Raw genomic sequence first — 16,320 nt, forward strand, 5'->3', positions numbered from 1 at the left:
TTTACAAGTATGAGAAAGCTATGTTTCTTGCTCTGTACTCTTGTTTGCTTTGCAATGGCGTCGGCGCAGACGCGCACAGTGAAGGGTACAGTATTGTATGCCGGGGATGATGAACCGCTTGTAGGAGCCACTGTGCTTCCTGTGGGCGCCGGTCAGGGTACGGCTACTGACATCGACGGAAATTTCTCGCTGAACATTCCGTCCACAGTGAATAAGCTGAAGGTCTCTTACGTGGGTATGAACACTCAGGAGGTCAGCATTACAGGTACCCCCCCCTATAATCTCGTCATCAAGCTTGCCGATTCTGAAAACAAGCTTGACGAAGTTATGGTGGTGGCATACGGTACAGCCAAGAAGAGTGCCTATACAGGCGCCGCTTCTGTGATTGACGCCTCAGTGATTGAGGACCGTCTCGTTTCCAACATCACCAATGCCCTTTCAGGTACGGTAGCCGGTGTGCAGACATTGAGCGCCAACGGTCAGCCCGGTGAGGCGGCGAAGGTGCGCATCCGCGGTGTCGGCTCGATCAACGCCTCTATGGCTCCTCTCTATGTGCTTGACGGCATGCCCTATGACGGTGACATCACCGGTCTTAACCCTTCCGACATCGAGTCCATGACAGTGTTGAAGGATGCCGCTGCGGCAGCCCTTTACGGTGCCCGTGGTGCCAACGGTGTGATTCTTATCACCACCAAGCGTGGTAAGGAGGGAAAAGCCAAGGTGACATTTGACGCTCGCTGGGGTGCCAACTCTCGCGAAATCACCAACTATGATGTCATCAAGAGCCCGGCACAGTATATGGAGCTTGCTTATCAGGCAAAATATAACAACGGTAAATACAATCTCGGCTATTCACCCGATGCCGCTTACCGTTATGCAGCTGCCAACCAGCTCTTTGACATGACCGGTTACCGCGTGTGGACCCTTCCCGCCGGACAGTATCTCATCGGTCGCGACGGAAAGCTTAACCCCAATGCGGTGCTCGGCTACAGCAACGGCACCAACTATTTCACCCCCGACGACTGGGCTGAAGGCGCTTACCGCAACGGTCTGCGTCAGGAATACAACGTGAGCGTGTCAGGCGGCAACGACAAAATGAACTTCTTCGTGTCAGGCAGCTACCTGAAAGACGAAGGTATCATCCAGAACTCTTCCTACGAGCGTCTCTCGACCCGTGGCTCACTGGAATATCAGGTCAACAACTGGCTCAAGATAGGCAGCAACATGGCTTATTCATTCGGTAAGTCACAGTATCCCGATGACATGGATGAAAACTCAACCAGCTCGTCAGGCAACGCCTTCTACATCGCCAATGCGATCGCCCCCATCTATCCGCTCTATGTGCGTGACGCGGCGGGCAATATCATGTACAACGAGGCTTACGGCAACCCCGTTTACGACTACGGTGACGGCAAGAGCACAGCTTTCAGCCGCCAGTTCATGTCGCAGGCCAACCCTATGTCACAGCTCCTCTATGACAAGACCGAATATCTTACCGACCTCTTCAACGGCAAGTGGTTTGCCGAGATTTCTCCCGTAGAGGGTCTTAAAATCACCGGTAGCGTAGGTCTTACCGTGCAGAACCAGCGTCTGCATCAGGTGCTTAACCCCGTCTACGGTCAGTTTGCCGACATGGGCGGTCAGGCTATCCAGGTTGCTGAGCGCACCAAGGGTCTTAACCTCCAGGCACTTGCCAACTACAACCGCACCTTCTGGGAATATCATACATTTGACTTCCTGCTCGGTTATGAAAGCTACGAGTGGAACAATGAATACACCCAGGCTCTCGGATCAGGTCTTTACGACCCGATGTCATGGGCTGTCAACAACACCCTCGCCAACAATGACCGCAAAGGTTACGGCGCATATCTCGATTACGCTACACGCGGTATCTTCGGACGTCTTAACTACGACTTCGACAGCCGCTACTTCTTCAGCTTCAGCTACCGCCGCGACGCTTCTTCTCGCTTCGCGCCCGATAAGCGCTGGGGCGACTTCTTCTCTGTGTCGGCTGCGTGGGACATCGCCCAGGAGCGCTTCATGGAGTCTACCACTACATGGCTTGACCGCCTGAAGCTCCGCGCTTCTTTCGGACAGCAGGGTAACGACAACCTCAAAAGCGAAGACAGCACCAACAACGGTTACTACTACGCTTATCTCGACCAGTACACCATCAGCGGTGCCGACAGCTGGAGCGACGGTACACTCTACTTCAAGGGTAACCCCGACATCACCTGGGAAAAGTCCAACTCATTTAACGTAGGTGTCGATTTCAGCTTCCTCAAGAGCAAGATCTCAGGTAGCGCCGAGTATTTCAACCGCGAGACTACCGACATGCTTTACAACAAGCCCGTGGCTCCATCGCTCGGTTACGCCTCAATCCCGATGAACATCGGCTCTATGCGTAACTACGGTTTCGAGCTTGAATTGACTTATCTGCCTATAAACACCCGCAACATCACCTGGAGCATCACCGGCAACATCACCTTTATCAACAACAAGGTGCTGAAGCTTGCTCCCGAGCTTGGCGGAGAACTCAAGTCGGGTCATCGCATCTTCCGTGAGGGCGAGTCAATGTATCAGTTTGACATGGTGAAATACGCAGGTGTGGACGCCGCTACCGGTAAGCCGCTCTTCTGGGCGTGGGAAACCGACGAAAATGGCAACCGCATCCCCGGAAGCGACTATCCTACCTCTACTTATTCTACCGCATGGCGCCAGCCTACCGGCGACCTTCTCCCGACAGCCTACGGAGGTCTCTCCACCACTTTGAAGGCTTACGGATTTGACCTCTCTATCGCCTGCGCTTATCAGTTTGGCGGTAAGATCTGGGACCAGGGCTATCAGGAATTCATGGGTTCGGGTACATCGGCATCCTACGGTCATAACTGGCATGTGGACATCCTTGACGCGTGGACCCCGACCAACCAGCACACTTCTGTGCCCCGTCTTGACACAGGTGACAGCTTCACGTTCTACAGCAATGTTACCGACCGTGCTCTTGTGACATCAAATTATTTCTCGATCAACAATATCACCCTCGGTTATACTATCCCCGAGCGTCTTACCAGGCGTATCGGCATCGAGTCAGTGCGCGTCTACGGAACAGCCGACAATCTCGCCCTGTTCAGCGCCCGCAAGGGTCTTGACCCGCGTCAGAGCTACACCGTGGCTACGACTTCACTCTACACCGCTATGCGTTGTATCTCAGGTGGTCTAAAAGTGGTATTCTAATCAACTGTGTTCTCCTATCAGAAAATTGTTATGAAATCATATAAATTATTGACTATAGCCCTTCTGGGCACAATGGCGGTAGGGTGTAACGACCTCGATACCTATCCTATCGGCAACAACATCACCACCGACCAGAAGGAAGGTGTGTTGAAAAATGACCCGGATATGGCTGAGGCGGGCGTAAACGGTATCGCTACCCTGTTTTCAGTCTATGGTAACTCTTCCGGCAACCCCGACGCTCACTATGACATCGGCTATCCCGGTGTAATGCTCGCAACCGACAGCCGTGGCTACGATATGGTGGCGCTCAACACCGGCTATAACTGGTACGGCTCTTCAACCATCTGGAGTGACGTGACCAATACCTCATCCTTCACCAACCTTATATGGCGCACGGCTTACAACCAGATATTTGCCTGCAACAACGTGTTGAGCAGCATCTCTGCCGACACTGAGGACGAGACTCTTCTCTACTACCGCGCTCAGGCGCTCGCATTCCGCGCATTTGACTATCACGTGCTTGCGCAGTATTATCAGTTCACCTATCTCGGCAGCGAAGACAAGCGCTGTGTGCCTGTCATCACTGAAGAGAATGCACTTGAGGCTGCCGCAAGCGGTCTTGCATGCTCTACCGTAGAGGAAGTCTACGCTCAGATTCTCTCTGACCTTGACGAGGCTATCAATAACCTGAACGCCACCAAGCATGTGCGTGTAGGTGCCAAGAAGTTTGTCAGCGAGGCTACCGCCCGCGGTCTTCGCGCCCGTGTCTATCTCTGTATGGGCAAGTGGCAGGAAGCTGCCGACGACGCTGAATATGCCATCGCCAACTCCGGCTGTACTCCTTATTCCATCGCCGAGGTGTCGCGCCCCACTTTCTGGGACTGCAACGACTCTGCATGGCTCTGGGCTGTTGATGTAGAGGAAAGCGACCGTGTCGTTACCACCGGTATCTGTAACTGGCCTTCTCACATGGGTACATTTACCTACGGTTATGCACAGGTGGGTTCATGGCGCAAGATTTCCAAGGCGCTTTATGACGAGATTCCTGACTCTGATGTGCGCAAGGGATGGTTCCTTAACGAGGAAGGCGTGTCAGCCAACCTTACCGAGGCTTACCAGGAATATGTCGACGAGGCTATCAGCGAGGATGTAGGCAAGGCTTATGTACAGGTTAAGTTTGCTCCTTACAAGGACGTGCTCGGACAGACCACCAATGCCAATGATATTCCGCTGCTCCGCGTCGAGGAACTTTACCTTATCCTTGCCGAGGCACAGGCGATGATCAGCCCGTCGACCGGAGCTGCCACTCTCGGTGACTTCGTGCGCGCTTACCGTAACCCCGCCTATGTCAATCCTACCGGTACAGCCGATGACATCCGCAAGGCTGTCTACTGGCAGCGCCGCGTGGAGCTTTGGGGCGAGGGTGTGTCTTACTTCGACATCATGCGTCTGAAGACCGGTGTTGACCGTCGCGGTGCAGGATTTGAGCCCTCGCTTGTGTTCAACATCGCTCCCGACGATCCCGTGCTTCTCTACCACATTCCGCAGGGCGAGTCTAACGCCAACAAGATTCTCGGGTACACTGATGTCGCTACTCCCGACCCCAGACCCGTTGCTGATTATTAATAACTGACTGAAAAAGATTCATCCAAGAATATTATGAATAAATTAGCTATATTCGCGGCTCTTGCCGCACCGGTGATGCTCTCTTCCTGCAGTGACAAGGGCTATTGGGAAGAGTATGTCCCCGCAAGCGTGGAGTATGCGATTCTTTCCGCCGACCAGTCCTACACGCTCAATCCCGATTCAAAGACCATAGCGCCGGTTTCACTGCTTGTGACCCGCGGCACTACGGTAGGTGATGTGTCAGTGCCCCTGACAGTTTCGTCTGACGTCGCTTATCTTACCGCGACTGCTCCCGCCTCTGTCGACTTCGCCGATGGAAGCAGCGAGACTTACATCACCGTTAACCTGACTCCCGACTTTGACGCGGCTCCCTGGTTTAACCCCGCGGGAACAGTGACTGTAGCCCTCGGCACAGAGAGCATAGCTCCTTCTGCAAAGGGCAAGTGGACTGCAAACGTGCAATTTGCCAACTCTGTCTCTGTCGGCACCGCCGAGCTTAAATCTCAGCTCCTTGCCTACATCAAGAATGGCGGCAACCCCGGCGACGCTACCGTCGACACCACAGTGACTATATGGGCACGTGCGATTGACCCCGCTTATCTCATGATTGAGAATCCTTACGGAACAAAGGCGCTCCCCCATTCGCTTGACCTCGTGCTTGACGAAGACTGGCAGGAGATTGACTGGGCTGCTACCTCGGCGCTGTGTGACAATCAGGTAATCTTTAACACCGGTTCAGGCAACGCTCCCGTCTATCTTAACTGGGGCGGACAGGACTCTCAGGTGACTGACAATGGTCTTGACCTGAAGTTCTACACCGTTAGCAATGCCGACGGCACAGGCTACTGGCCTACTCAGTATCAGTGGGTGGAGACCTATAAGCTTCCTGAAGGCTGGAATGCGGTTAGTGAAGAATAATAACTTTTTTAATGTAAACAACAATGAATAAGCTATATAAATTATTTGCCGCAGTAATGGTCGTTGCCACTGCCGCAGGGTTTGCTTCCTGCTCCGATGACGACAACGACTATGTGCCTGCTGAGGTGCCCGGCAATGCCCAGGTCTATTTCAACAACGCTCAGGAGTCGACCATCAACATCGTTGAGGATCAGGATGAGTTTGACATATTGGTGCTTCGTCAGGACACTATCGGCGCGCTTACCGTCAACATAACCGCCAATGACCCCTCGGGAATATTCAATATCCCCTCTTCGGTGACTTTTGCCGACGGTAAGGCTACCGCAATGCTTCATGTGACCTACGACTTCTCTTCAATCGAAGGAAATGTGCGTTATCCGATCTCGCTCAAGCTTGACGAGAAAGACGCCACCCTTTACGGTGACTCAAGCACTTCTTTCGTAGTGCTTTATGCTCCCTGGAAGTCAATCGGTATGTGCAAGTACACCGACGACTATATCGCATCTGTGTTTAATGCTGAGTCTGTGACCTATCTTGTAGAGGTTGAGGAGAGCATGACCCAGCCCGGACTTTACCGCCTCGTTAATCCTTACGGCGCTGATTATCCTTACAATGAACCCGGTGATTATGACCCGGACAATAACTATTACCTCACTATCAATGCCGTCGACCCCACAAAGGTTTATATCGAGGAGTCGCCGATGGGCTTTGACTGGGGATATGGTGAATTTACATTCTTCTCTGTAGCCGGTCTGCGCATCGCGCAAGGCAATCCTGCCGCTGCCGAGGGCAACTATGGTAAGGTGACAAACGGTGTAATTACCTTCCCCAAAGGTTCGCTTCTTGTCGCGATGGGTAGCGACGGCTGGTATACCGGAAATGCCAATGGCAAGTTCAAGCTTATACTTCCCGGTGGTGTTGACGGCGATTACAGCGTAAGCGCTCCCCTTGCAGGCATTATCGACTATGTAGGTGGCGTCAAGAAAGCTGTGACTGAGGTTACTATGGGCAAGGATGTCAAGACCGTCAAGGTTGCTGTCATCTCCGGAGCCGACTCTGATTCAGCTGTCGAGGCTATCGAGGCCGACGAGCTTGAGGGTGTTGTAACTCTTAACTACTCTGAAGCGCCCCAGACAGCCGACTTCACCATAAGTGAGGAAGGAACTTACACTATCGTGGCTGTGGCTTATGACAAGGCAGGCGAGGCGCAGGAGACTGTAGCGACTCTGTTCAGCTATTATGATGACGCTAACTGGATCTCTCTTGGCGTAGGTGAATATGCCGACGGTATGCTTCTTCCGCTCTTGGACGGTTTCGAGCCTATGAGCTGGCAGGCGGGGATTCAGAAGCATAATGATAAAGAGGGTCTTTACCGCGTGCTTCAGCCCTATTGGCCGCTCAATGGAGAGGCTGACGGTGCGCTTGTCGTAGATGCCTCTGACCCCGACCATGTATATGTGCCTTTCGCTTCGTCAGGTCTTGACGTATCCGGTATTCTTGACTGGTACAGCGATGCTGCAAATTATATCGACTGCGGCTACACGATTGATGACATTGTAGCTGCCGGAGAGCAGGCAGGCGTTGTGTTCGGTACAATGGCAAATGACGTGATTACTCTTCCCGTTGGAGCTTCGTTCGTGATGTTTGACGGTGACCTCTCGTCGGCGATGAACTCACGTTATGAGACTGTGATCACTCTCCCCGCCGGTGACGCTCCTGCTTCGGTGAAGGTGGCTAAGTCCAAGTCATTGAGCATGGCAGGCTTTAATCCTGCCCGTAATGGCAAGAGCCACACGTTCCGCATGCGTCCCAATGTTAAGAGATTAGGCAATATGTAATATTGACCTCTTAGGTTTTGACCCCGGTTTCGACAGAAATCGGGGTCTTTTTTTATAAATTCGCTAATTTTATTTGAAATTTATTGGAAAATTGTTGGAATTATTAAAAATATGTTATACATTTGTATTGTTAACGATGAAATTCGTATGCAAATGATAAATCACATCCCTGTATACACTTTACAACATGTCAATAGGGCAGTGTCGTGAGACACCGCCCTATTTTTTCGCCACCAATCCACCGTCAACACACATGCATCCTACGCGCGAGGCATGTGTGTTGAATTGTCCATACATGCAGTGTAGGGGCGACTGGAAGGTCGCCCGCGTTTCTGTCGGGCGTGTATGCGCCGCCGTTTTGTGTATGTGTTGCGTGTATTTCGGGCGAGCTTCCACTCGCCCCTACAGCTACGCGGTGACGCATTGCCGGTATTTTACAATGCATTGTGTTGTATGTACATGCAATGTACGGGCGGTGAGGCATTGCTGGTGTTTTGCAATGCGTTGAATTGTACATACATGCAGTGTAGGGGCGACTGGAAGGTCGCCCGCGCGTCTACTGGGCGTGTCTGCGCTGCCGTGTTGTGTATGTGTTGCATGTATTTCGGGCGAGCTTCCACTCGCCCCTACAGCTACGCGGTGAGGCATAGCGATGTTTTACAATGCGTTGTATTGTCCATACATGCAGTGTAGGGGCGACTGGAAGGTCGCCCGCGTTTCTGCCGGGCATGTATGCGCTGCCTTGTTGTGTATGCGTTGCGTGTATTTCGGGCGAGCTTCCACTCGCCCCTACAGCTACGCGATGAGGCATTGCGATGTTTTACAATGCGTTGTATTGTACATACATGCAGTGTAGGGGCGACTGGAAGGTCGCCCGCGCGTCTACGGGGCGTATATGCGCTGCCGTTTTGTGTATGTGTTGCGTGTATTTCGGGCGAGCTTCCACTCGCCCCTACAGCTACGCGATGAGGCATTGCCGGTGTTTTACAATGCATTGCATTGTCCGTACATGCAGTGTAGGGGCGACTGGAAGGTCGCCCGCGCGTCTGCCGGGCGTGCATGCGCGATGAGGCATTGTGTTGAATTGTACATACATGCAGTGTAGGGGCGACTGGAAGGTCGCCCGCGTGTCTACCTGCGCCCGCGCATATGCCTGCGCCCGCGTGTCGGTATTATATTGAACAGAATGACATAATCATTATCGGCACAAGGATTTCCAGAACCACGCCCTGCATGATTGCTATGGGGACGGCTTTTTCGCCACATGTCCTTGCAATGACCGGCAGCACGACATCTATGGATGCCACCCCTGCCGATGCTATCGGGGCATACCATCCGAAGTATCTGCGGAAAAACGGGGCGCAGGTCAATGATATTATCTCGCGTATCATGTTGGAGAGCAGGGCTATCGTGGCAAGCTCGGCAGCTGTGCCGAGTCCTGCCGATGCTTTCTTGTACTCCATTATAAGGACCGATGACAGCGAGTAGTAGCCTGTCGCACTGCTGACGGCAAGATAGTCTTGAAGCGGAAACGAGCGCAAAATCATCCATGCGGGGATGGTGAAAAGCAGTGTGCCGCCAACGGTGAAAAAGGGTAGCATCAGCGACACGGAGTTAAGTCCGCGTATAGTTGCGGCAAGATTTTTGTAGCCAAATTCAAATCCGATTATCGCGATAAGCAGATACAGCACATATATGGAGCATCCGGAGATCTCCTCCGCGTCAGGGATGATGCCGTAGTAACCGGCGGCAATCCCCGCGATAAAAAAACTTATTACAATCAGACTACCCTTCATCGTGATGATTGCGAGTGGTTATTTTATACAACAGGTAGGCTGCGAGCACACTGCCAGCCGTCGCAAGCCCTCCTATGATGAGTGCGCTGACTCCGTAGCGCGACAGGTTGTCGATGACATTGCGGTCGGAGCCTACCGACAGCCCCAGCAGGAAGAGCAGCAGCCATATCACGATGTTGAACACCGCCGGGGGTAACAGCGTAAGGCGTCGGCGACGCAGTAGGAAGCCGGCGAGTATACTGCAGAAAAGTACAATCAGCGGAGTCATGCGCGGTCAGTGAAACTGGATTTCGGTCACAACCTTGGCGCCTACAGCCTTGTTAAGCTCGTCAATAAGCTTGGCGCGCAGAAATGACAGCTCATTTTTAAGCGATGCCGACGAGATGTAGATGTGGAGCACCCCGCGGTCTATAAACCGCCGCGTAGTATAGCGGTTGACTCCGGGACCTACCACCTCCTGCCACAGGTAGAGCACACGCTGCTCATTGAACTGCGGTTCGATACCGTCGGTCATCAGTTTCTCCTTTATTATGTCGGCGAGTAGCTGTGGCTCGGGGCGTTTCATGTCGTTAGCTGTGGTTGATTATGTCAAGCGCGCCCGAGTCTACGAGCCACATGCGGTAGTCGCCTGTCGTCCGCGACATTATTTCGTCAAGATGGGTGCGGTTGGTGTCGGTTATGAAAATCTGTCCGAATCCTTCGCCCGTTACAATCTCCATTATATGCTCCACGCGCGAAGCGTCAAGCTTGTCGAAGATATCGTCAAGCAGAAGCATGGGAAGCATTCCGGAGGTGTCGCGCAGAAACTCGTATTGAGCCAGGCGGAGAGCGATCACAAAGGTCTTGCACTGCCCCTGTGAGCCGGCGCGCCTCATTGCCATTCCGTCAAGCAGCATGTCGATGTCGTCGCGGTGAGGTCCCACTGTTGTGTGACACACCGTCTCGTCGCGCCGCCGCGAGCGGTCCAGCGCGTCGGTGAGCGATTTCATGCCGTCGTCGGCAAGCGAGCTGCGGTAAGAGAGCGTGACATGCTCGTTATCGCCTCCTATGGCGCGGTAATAGCGGTCAAATATCTCCGACAGCGATGCTATCCATTTGGCGCGTGTGGCGTGCAGGTAGGTTGCTGCCGCGTCCATCTGCATCTCCACCGCCATGTAGAGCGCGGGGTCGCCCACGTGGTCGCGCAGCATCTTGTTGCGCTGTTCAAGCGCCCGGTTGTATCGGATGAGCCTGTCGAGGTAAGTGGCGTCGCCCTGCGATATGAGCATGTCGATAAGACGCCGACGCTCTTCACCGGTGCCGCGTATGAGGTCGATGTCGTGGGGTGATGACAACACGAGCGGAAACGCACCGATATGGCTTGACAGACGCTGGTATTCCTTGCCCATTCTCTTGAGCGACTTGCGCCGTCCCTTTGCCATGCCGAGCGACAGCTCCTCCTCCACGCCTCGCCGGTCGTAGCGGGCGTTGAGCATCGTGAACTGCTCGTCGCGCCTGATGAGCATGGCGTCGGTCATCCCGGTGAAGCTCTTGCAGAAACTCAGGTAATATATGGCGTCGAGAAGATTGCTTTTCCCCATGCCGTTATTGCCGAGAAAGCAGTTGACCTTTGGCGAGAAGTCAAGCTCGGCGTCGGCGATATTCTTGAAATTGCAGATTTTAAGATGCTTGAGAACCATCGTTTTCTTGTTTGTTCTGTTTGCCTGCAAGCATTCCGCAGGCGGCGGCTATGTCCTCCCCGCGCGATGTGCGTATCGTGGCGGTTATGCCAAGGTCATTCAGCCTGTCGCGGAAAGCGGTCATGGTAGCTTCGTCAGAAGTCTTCAGGTCGCTGTCGGGTATTGCGTGAAACCTGATGAGGTTTACACGACAGTCAAGCCCTTTCAGCAGGCGCGACAGCGACTGGGCGTAGCGCAGGTTGTCGTTGAGTCCGCCCCACATTATGTATTCCAGCGAGAGCCGGCGTTGATGGGAGAAGTCATAGCCCCGCAGTAGCGAAAGCACATCCTTGAGCGGATAGGCGTTTTCGACAGGCATCAGCGAGGCGCGCTGCTCCGCCACGGGTGAGTGTACGCTGATGGCGATATGCACCTTGGTAGTGTTAAGAAGCGTCTTCAGCTCCTTAATTTTACCGATGGTCGACACTGTTATGCGTTTCGGGCTCCATGCCAGTCCCCATGTCGCCGTAAGTATCTCCAGCGCGGGCAACACGGCGTCGAGATTGTCCATCGGTTCGCCCATGCCCATGAAGACTATGTTGGTGAGCGATTGGCTTTCGGGTATTGACAATATCTGGTTGATGATGTCGGCTGTCGTGAGGTTGCCGTGAAATCCCTGCCTCCCGGTCATGCAGAAGCGGCACCCCATGCGGCATCCCGCCTGTGACGACACGCAGAGTGTCGCGCGGTCGCGGTCGGGGATGTAGACAGCTTCGATGTCGCGTCCGCCTTTTCCGTCAAACAGATATTTTACCGTGCCGTCGACTGACCGCGCCTCGGCTTTCGGTGAAAACCGCCCCACACAATATGAGGCTGCCAGGCGCTCCCTGCCTTTGAGCGAGATGTTGGTCATGGCGTCAATCGACGTAACGCGCTTGACATATAGCCAGTCGGCAATCTGTTTGGCTGCAAAACCGGGCAGTCCGCACCCGGCGGCTACTTCGCGGAGCTGCTGCAGGGTCATCCCTATTAGAGGCTGTAGGTCGTTTTTATTCATCAGGATTCAAGTAAGTTGCTTACGGGGTGAATTTCTATACAAAGTTACTGACTTTTTGCAATTTTAGGGCGTTGGCGGGATGTAAATTCAATAATTTTGATTATGTTTGCATGACAACCGCCGCCTATCGCAATGGAACGACTGATGCAATACATCTGGCAACATCGCCTGTGGCCTGTAGCCGAAATGACTACGGTCGACGGCGAGCGTGTAAGCGTGATTGACCCCGGCAGGCTGAACACTGACTCCGGACCTGACTTTTTCAATGCCAAGCTCTCTATCGGAGGGCAGATGTGGGCGGGTGACGTCGAGATTCATGTCAGGGCGACCGACTGGTATCGCCATCATCATGACCGCGACAGGGCTTACGATTCGGTTGTGTTGCATGTCGTCGGTAAAGATGACGGGAGGGTCACGCGCCCCGACGGCAGGGTGATACCGCAGCTACGCATGAACTGTGCCGCTGACTTTCATCATCATTACCGGGCGCTTGTAGCCGGCGCGGCAAGCGAGCTGCCCTGTCATGAGGAGATTGCGGCGATGCCGCCTGTACACCTGCGCTCCTGGATAGACTCTCTTGCCTATGAACGCCTGTATGCGAAAACAGGGCGCATAGAGAGATACCTCACCCACTTTTCGGGCGACTGGGAGTCGGTGTGTTTCGTGACTCTTGCCCGTTCGCTCGGGTTTGGCACCAATAGTGAGCCGTTTGAGCGTCTTGCGCTCAGTGTGCCGCTGAAGTTTCTCTGCAAGCACAGCGACTCGCAGTTGAGTCTTGAGGCTCTCCTTTTCGGGCAGGCGGGACTTCTCGACAGCGTGGCGGAGACTGACCCTTACATCACTCTGCTGAAACGCGAATATGCTTTCCTCGCCCATAAATTCTCCTTGCCTAAGCCGGGCTGTCTGGGATGGAAGATGTCGCGAATGCGTCCCGCCAATTTCCCTCACAGGCGCATCGCGTTTCTTGCCCTTATGGCTTTCGGCGGCTTCCGGATGATGAGCCGCATCGTCGGACTCCGTAAGGCTGAGGATGTCGCGAAGCTTTTCAATGCCGAGCTGATAGGATACTGGAGCAGCCACTATACATTTAACTCGCAACTTGACGGCAGCCGTGCCGTGGCGCTCGGGCGTAATGCCGTCGACGTGTTGACAATCAATACGGTGGTGCCGCTGCTTCATGCCTACGGCTCCGCTACGGGCGACAGCATGCTTTGTGATGTGGCGGTCGGTATGCTTCAGGAGATGCGTGCCGAAAGCAATTCGGTGGTGACGCTTTTCGGCAAGCATGGACTGAAATGTGACGATGCGTTCACCTCGCAGGCAGTCCTGCAATTGCGTCGCGAATATTGCGAGCCACGGAAATGCCTGTATTGCCGCATAGGTCACAGAATGCTTTCCAAAAGGGTTAAGAGCCGTTAAGATTTATTATCAGGGCAGGATATGCCGAAGTTTTGATAATGATTACAAATTAAATCATTATCTTTGTCTAATAAACTGAATTTTCAAATGATTAGAAACATACATTTCATTTCTTGCCGATATATATTCACGGTGTTGACTTTGTTGCTGTTGTGTTGCCGTCCGCTCGCTGCCGGAGAGATAAAGGTGGGGGCTGAACGGACTTCAGTCTATGTCCCGATGCTTAAAGGGAAGCGGGTCGCGTTATTGTCCAATCACACCGGCATGGTAGGGTCACGCCACACACTTGACCTGATGCTCGACAGTTGTGTGAACGTGGTGACGCTCTTCTCCCCGGAACATGGGTTCCGTGGCACTGCCGACGCCGGGGAACACGTGAAGAACGGTGTCGACGAGGCTACCGGAATCCCTATATCATCGCTGTATACGGGCAAGTCAAAGGGTATCGCGCCCGAGGTCATGAACGCAATCGACGTGATTGTGGTAGACCTGCAAGATGTGGGCACCCGATTCTATACCTACTACATCACTATGATAAAGGTGATGGAGGAGGCTGCCGCCGCCGGGAAAGCAGTAGTGGTGCTTGACCGCCCTAATCCGCTTGGCATGACGGTAGACGGTCCAGTGCTTGACATGTCGCTGCGCTCCGGAGTAGGCAGGCTGCCTATACCGGTGATTCACGGGATGACACTCGGCGAGATTGCGCAGATGGCAAACGGCGAGCGCTGGCTCCGCGGAGGGAAGAAAGTGAATCTTACGGTGGTGCCGTGTGAAGGCTACACCCACGCGTCGCGCTATCAGTTGCCGGTGGCGCCGTCGCCTAATCTGCGCGACATGACCGCGATATATCTCTATCCCTCGCTTTGCTTCTTTGAGGGCACTACCGCGAGTGTGGGTCGTGGCACTGATTTCCCGTTTAAGGTCTACGGTCATCCGGCGATGAAGGGGAAAGAGTTCTCGTTCACGCCGCGCAGCGTGGCGGGGGCTAAAAATCCGCCGCTTCTTAACCGCCGGTGTTTTGGTGTCGACCTGAGAAGGGCGCGTGTCGACTCGGTCATCGACAATGGTGTCGACCTCAGCTATATCATTGATGCCTATAGGTCTATGCCTGAATTGGAGAAGACACGGTTTTTTACATCGTTTTTTGACAAGCTGATAGGCAATAAAAAAGTGAAACTCATGATAATAGACGGCGTGCCGGCCGACGAGATAAAGGAATCCTGGGCCGGTGAGGTCGAAGAGTTCAAGTTGTTGCGTGAAAAATATCTGATTTATCCCGAGTCATGAGCCCTGTAGTCGTACTCGTTACCGTCGCGGCTTACTTCCTGCTGCTCTTTGCCGTGAGTCATGTCGCGTCACGACGCACTGACAATACCGGATTTTTTACCGGCAACAGGCGTGCCCCCTGGGTTGTCGTGGCGATTGCCACCGTAGGCGCCGCTATATCGGGCGTCACGTTTATCAGTGTGCCCGGCATGGTCGTTGACAAGGGCTACAGCTATCTGCAGATGGTGCTTGGCTTTATCGTCGGTTACTGGATTATCGCGTTTGTGCTTGTGCCGCTCTTTTACAAGCGCAATCTTGTGTCAATCTACGGCTATCTGGGGGAGCGGTTCGGACTGAGTACCTACCGCACCGGGGCATGGTTTTTCATTGTCTCCAAGATGCTTGGCGCGTCGGTAAGATTTTTTGTGGTGTGCATTGTGCTTCAGGCGCTTGTCTGCGACCCGCTCGGTGTGCCGTTCTGGGCTAACGTGGCAGTCACGGTAGGCATAGTGTGGCTCTATACTTTCAGAGGAGGAGTCAAGTCGGTGATATGGACCGATTTGCTTAAAAGTTTCTGTCTGATACTCTCGGTTGTGCTGTGTATCGTGTTCATTGCCCGCAATCTTGACCTTGACTTTGCCGGAGTGGTTGATGCCGTGGGCGGTCACAGCTCTTCAAGAGTGTTTTTCTTTGACGATCCATCGAAGGGGGTATATTTCTGGAAACAGTTTGTCGCCGGCATATTCATGGCTATTGCCATCAATGGTCTTGACCAGGACATGATGCAGCGTAATCTTGCATGCCGCGATTCGGCCCGTAGCCGTAAGAACATGCTTGTGAGCGGGGTGATGCAGTTTTTTGTCATCGCGTTGTTTCTGCTTCTCGGCACTCTGCTGGTTGTATATATCGATGGCAATCCGTCACTGTCGATGCCTGAAAAGAGCGACGAGATATTTGGTCTTGTGGCTTCCCATGACTCGCTCCCTCCGGTGGTAGGCATCCTGTTTGTGCTGGGGCTTGTCGCTGCGGCATACTCGGCAGCCGGGTCGGCGCTTGTGTCGCTCACCACTTCCTTTACAGTCGATATTATCGGCAGGGAGGGGGCTGACGAAATCAGGCTTGCCCGGGTGCGCCGGCTCGTACATGCTGGCATGGCGGTGATGATGGGAGTGGTAATTATTGTGTTTTACGTAATAAGCGAGGATGATGCCATAAGCGCTGTCTACACCCTCGCGTCCTATACATATGGTCCGATACTCGGACTGTTTGCTTTCGGAATGTTCACGTCGTTGCGCGTCAACGACAGGATTGTGCCTTTTATATGCGTGGCTGCGCCTGCCGCGTGTCTGCTTACACGAAATCTGCTGTTTAGTCTGTGGGGCTATGAGATGAGCTTCGAGCTGCTGCTGCTAAATGCGTTTTTTACATTTGCGTTATTGTCAGTGGCTTCAGCCGTCAAGTCCGGCCGCCGGAAGCCTGTGACTGAATCTTCATTATAAACCTTAACC

At 53.5% G+C, this 16,320-nt stretch carries 12 protein-coding genes; 7 read left to right on the forward strand and 5 right to left on the reverse strand.

Annotation, left to right across the window (positions count from 1 at the left end):
* Nucleotides 1–9 precede the first annotated feature (9 nt).
* From E4T81_RS11360 to E4T81_RS11375, 4 genes are read left to right on the forward strand one after another with little or no spacing between them, the layout of a single operon-like run.
* A complete protein-coding gene (locus tag E4T81_RS11360) occupies nt 10–3,234 on the forward strand; it encodes a TonB-dependent receptor (RefSeq protein ID WP_135044633.1) in 3,225 nt (1,074 codons plus the stop codon).
* 30 nt (nt 3,235–3,264) lie between these two features.
* The gene (locus tag E4T81_RS11365; protein ID WP_135044635.1) at nt 3,265–4,860 is read left to right on the forward strand and encodes a RagB/SusD family nutrient uptake outer membrane protein; all 1,596 of its coding nucleotides are present in this window, start codon (nt 3,265–3,267) and stop codon (nt 4,858–4,860) included.
* Between the two features lie 33 nt (nt 4,861–4,893).
* On the forward strand, nt 4,894–5,778 hold the full coding sequence (locus tag E4T81_RS11370; protein ID WP_135044637.1) for a hypothetical protein: 885 nt from the start codon (nt 4,894–4,896) through the stop codon (nt 5,776–5,778).
* 23 nt (nt 5,779–5,801) lie between these two features.
* The gene (locus E4T81_RS11375) at nt 5,802–7,616 is read left to right on the forward strand and encodes a hypothetical protein (RefSeq protein ID WP_135044639.1); all 1,815 of its coding nucleotides are present in this window, start codon (nt 5,802–5,804) and stop codon (nt 7,614–7,616) included.
* 1,172 nt (nt 7,617–8,788) lie between these two features.
* On the opposite strand, the gene E4T81_RS11380 is transcribed toward E4T81_RS11375, so the two are convergent.
* The 5 genes from E4T81_RS11380 to rlmN are packed head-to-tail and all read right to left on the reverse strand — an operon-like array spanning nt 8,789 to nt 12,127.
* Nucleotides 8,789–9,412 carry a lysine exporter LysO family protein gene (locus E4T81_RS11380; RefSeq protein ID WP_135044641.1) on the reverse strand — a complete coding sequence of 208 codons (624 nt, stop codon included), beginning with the start codon at nt 9,410–9,412 and terminating at the stop codon, nt 8,789–8,791.
* Complete coding sequence (locus tag E4T81_RS11385; RefSeq protein WP_135044643.1) at nt 9,402–9,680, reverse strand: LysO family transporter; 279 nt, start codon at nt 9,678–9,680, stop codon at nt 9,402–9,404. Before E4T81_RS11385 ends, E4T81_RS11380 begins: the two co-directional genes overlap by 11 nt.
* Nucleotides 9,681–9,686: 6 nt before the next feature.
* Nucleotides 9,687–9,977 (reverse strand): DciA family protein, encoded by a 291-nt coding sequence (locus E4T81_RS11390; RefSeq protein WP_135044645.1) that lies wholly within the window; start codon nt 9,975–9,977, stop codon nt 9,687–9,689.
* 4 nt (nt 9,978–9,981) lie between these two features.
* A complete protein-coding gene (locus E4T81_RS11395; protein WP_135044647.1) occupies nt 9,982–11,091 on the reverse strand; it encodes a DNA replication/repair protein RecF in 1,110 nt (369 codons plus the stop codon).
* Nucleotides 11,072–12,127, reverse strand: coding sequence for a 23S rRNA (adenine(2503)-C(2))-methyltransferase RlmN (gene rlmN, locus E4T81_RS11400; RefSeq protein WP_135044649.1), 1,056 nt, complete (start codon nt 12,125–12,127; stop codon nt 11,072–11,074). The genes E4T81_RS11395 and rlmN overlap by 20 nt, the downstream gene beginning before the upstream one ends.
* A 132-nt stretch (nt 12,128–12,259) precedes the next feature.
* Between rlmN and E4T81_RS11405 the strand changes: the two genes are divergently transcribed.
* The 3 genes from E4T81_RS11405 (at nt 12,260) to E4T81_RS11415 (ending at nt 16,311) form a co-directional block, all read left to right on the forward strand.
* A complete protein-coding gene (locus tag E4T81_RS11405) occupies nt 12,260–13,546 on the forward strand; it encodes a DUF2851 family protein (protein WP_135044651.1) in 1,287 nt (428 codons plus the stop codon).
* Between the two features lie 87 nt (nt 13,547–13,633).
* Complete coding sequence (locus E4T81_RS11410; RefSeq protein ID WP_135044653.1) at nt 13,634–14,833, forward strand: exo-beta-N-acetylmuramidase NamZ domain-containing protein; 1,200 nt, start codon at nt 13,634–13,636, stop codon at nt 14,831–14,833.
* The gene (locus E4T81_RS11415) at nt 14,830–16,311 is read left to right on the forward strand and encodes a sodium:solute symporter (RefSeq protein ID WP_135044655.1); all 1,482 of its coding nucleotides are present in this window, start codon (nt 14,830–14,832) and stop codon (nt 16,309–16,311) included. The genes E4T81_RS11410 and E4T81_RS11415 overlap by 4 nt, the downstream gene beginning before the upstream one ends.
* The last annotated feature ends 9 nt before the right edge of the window (nt 16,312–16,320 follow it).

Origin of the sequence: Barnesiella sp. WM24, assembly GCF_004570975.1 — a bacterium.
In the GTDB taxonomy this organism is placed as follows: Bacteria; Bacteroidota; Bacteroidia; order Bacteroidales; family Muribaculaceae; genus Muribaculum.

Bases quoted from the DNA above. Each gene is read 5' to 3' on its own strand.
- E4T81_RS11395 (WP_135044647.1), bottom strand. From the start codon at position 11,091: ATGGTTCTCAAGCATCTTAAAATCTGCAATTTCAAGAATATCGCCGAC.
- E4T81_RS11410 (WP_135044653.1), top strand. From the start codon at position 13,634: ATGATTAGAAACATACATTTCATTTCTTGCCGATATATATTCACGGTG.
- E4T81_RS11360 (WP_135044633.1), top strand. From the start codon at position 10: ATGAGAAAGCTATGTTTCTTGCTCTGTACTCTTGTTTGCTTTGCAATG.
- E4T81_RS11405 (WP_135044651.1), top strand. From the start codon at position 12,260: ATGGAACGACTGATGCAATACATCTGGCAACATCGCCTGTGGCCTGTA.
- E4T81_RS11380 (WP_135044641.1), bottom strand. From the start codon at position 9,412: ATGAAGGGTAGTCTGATTGTAATAAGTTTTTTTATCGCGGGGATTGCC.
- E4T81_RS11375 (WP_135044639.1), top strand. From the start codon at position 5,802: ATGAATAAGCTATATAAATTATTTGCCGCAGTAATGGTCGTTGCCACT.
- E4T81_RS11365 (WP_135044635.1), top strand. From the start codon at position 3,265: ATGAAATCATATAAATTATTGACTATAGCCCTTCTGGGCACAATGGCG.
- E4T81_RS11385 (WP_135044643.1), bottom strand. From the start codon at position 9,680: ATGACTCCGCTGATTGTACTTTTCTGCAGTATACTCGCCGGCTTCCTA.
- E4T81_RS11370 (WP_135044637.1), top strand. From the start codon at position 4,894: ATGAATAAATTAGCTATATTCGCGGCTCTTGCCGCACCGGTGATGCTC.
- E4T81_RS11390 (WP_135044645.1), bottom strand. From the start codon at position 9,977: ATGAAACGCCCCGAGCCACAGCTACTCGCCGACATAATAAAGGAGAAA.
- E4T81_RS11415 (WP_135044655.1), top strand. From the start codon at position 14,830: ATGAGCCCTGTAGTCGTACTCGTTACCGTCGCGGCTTACTTCCTGCTG.
- rlmN (WP_135044649.1), bottom strand. From the start codon at position 12,127: ATGAATAAAAACGACCTACAGCCTCTAATAGGGATGACCCTGCAGCAG.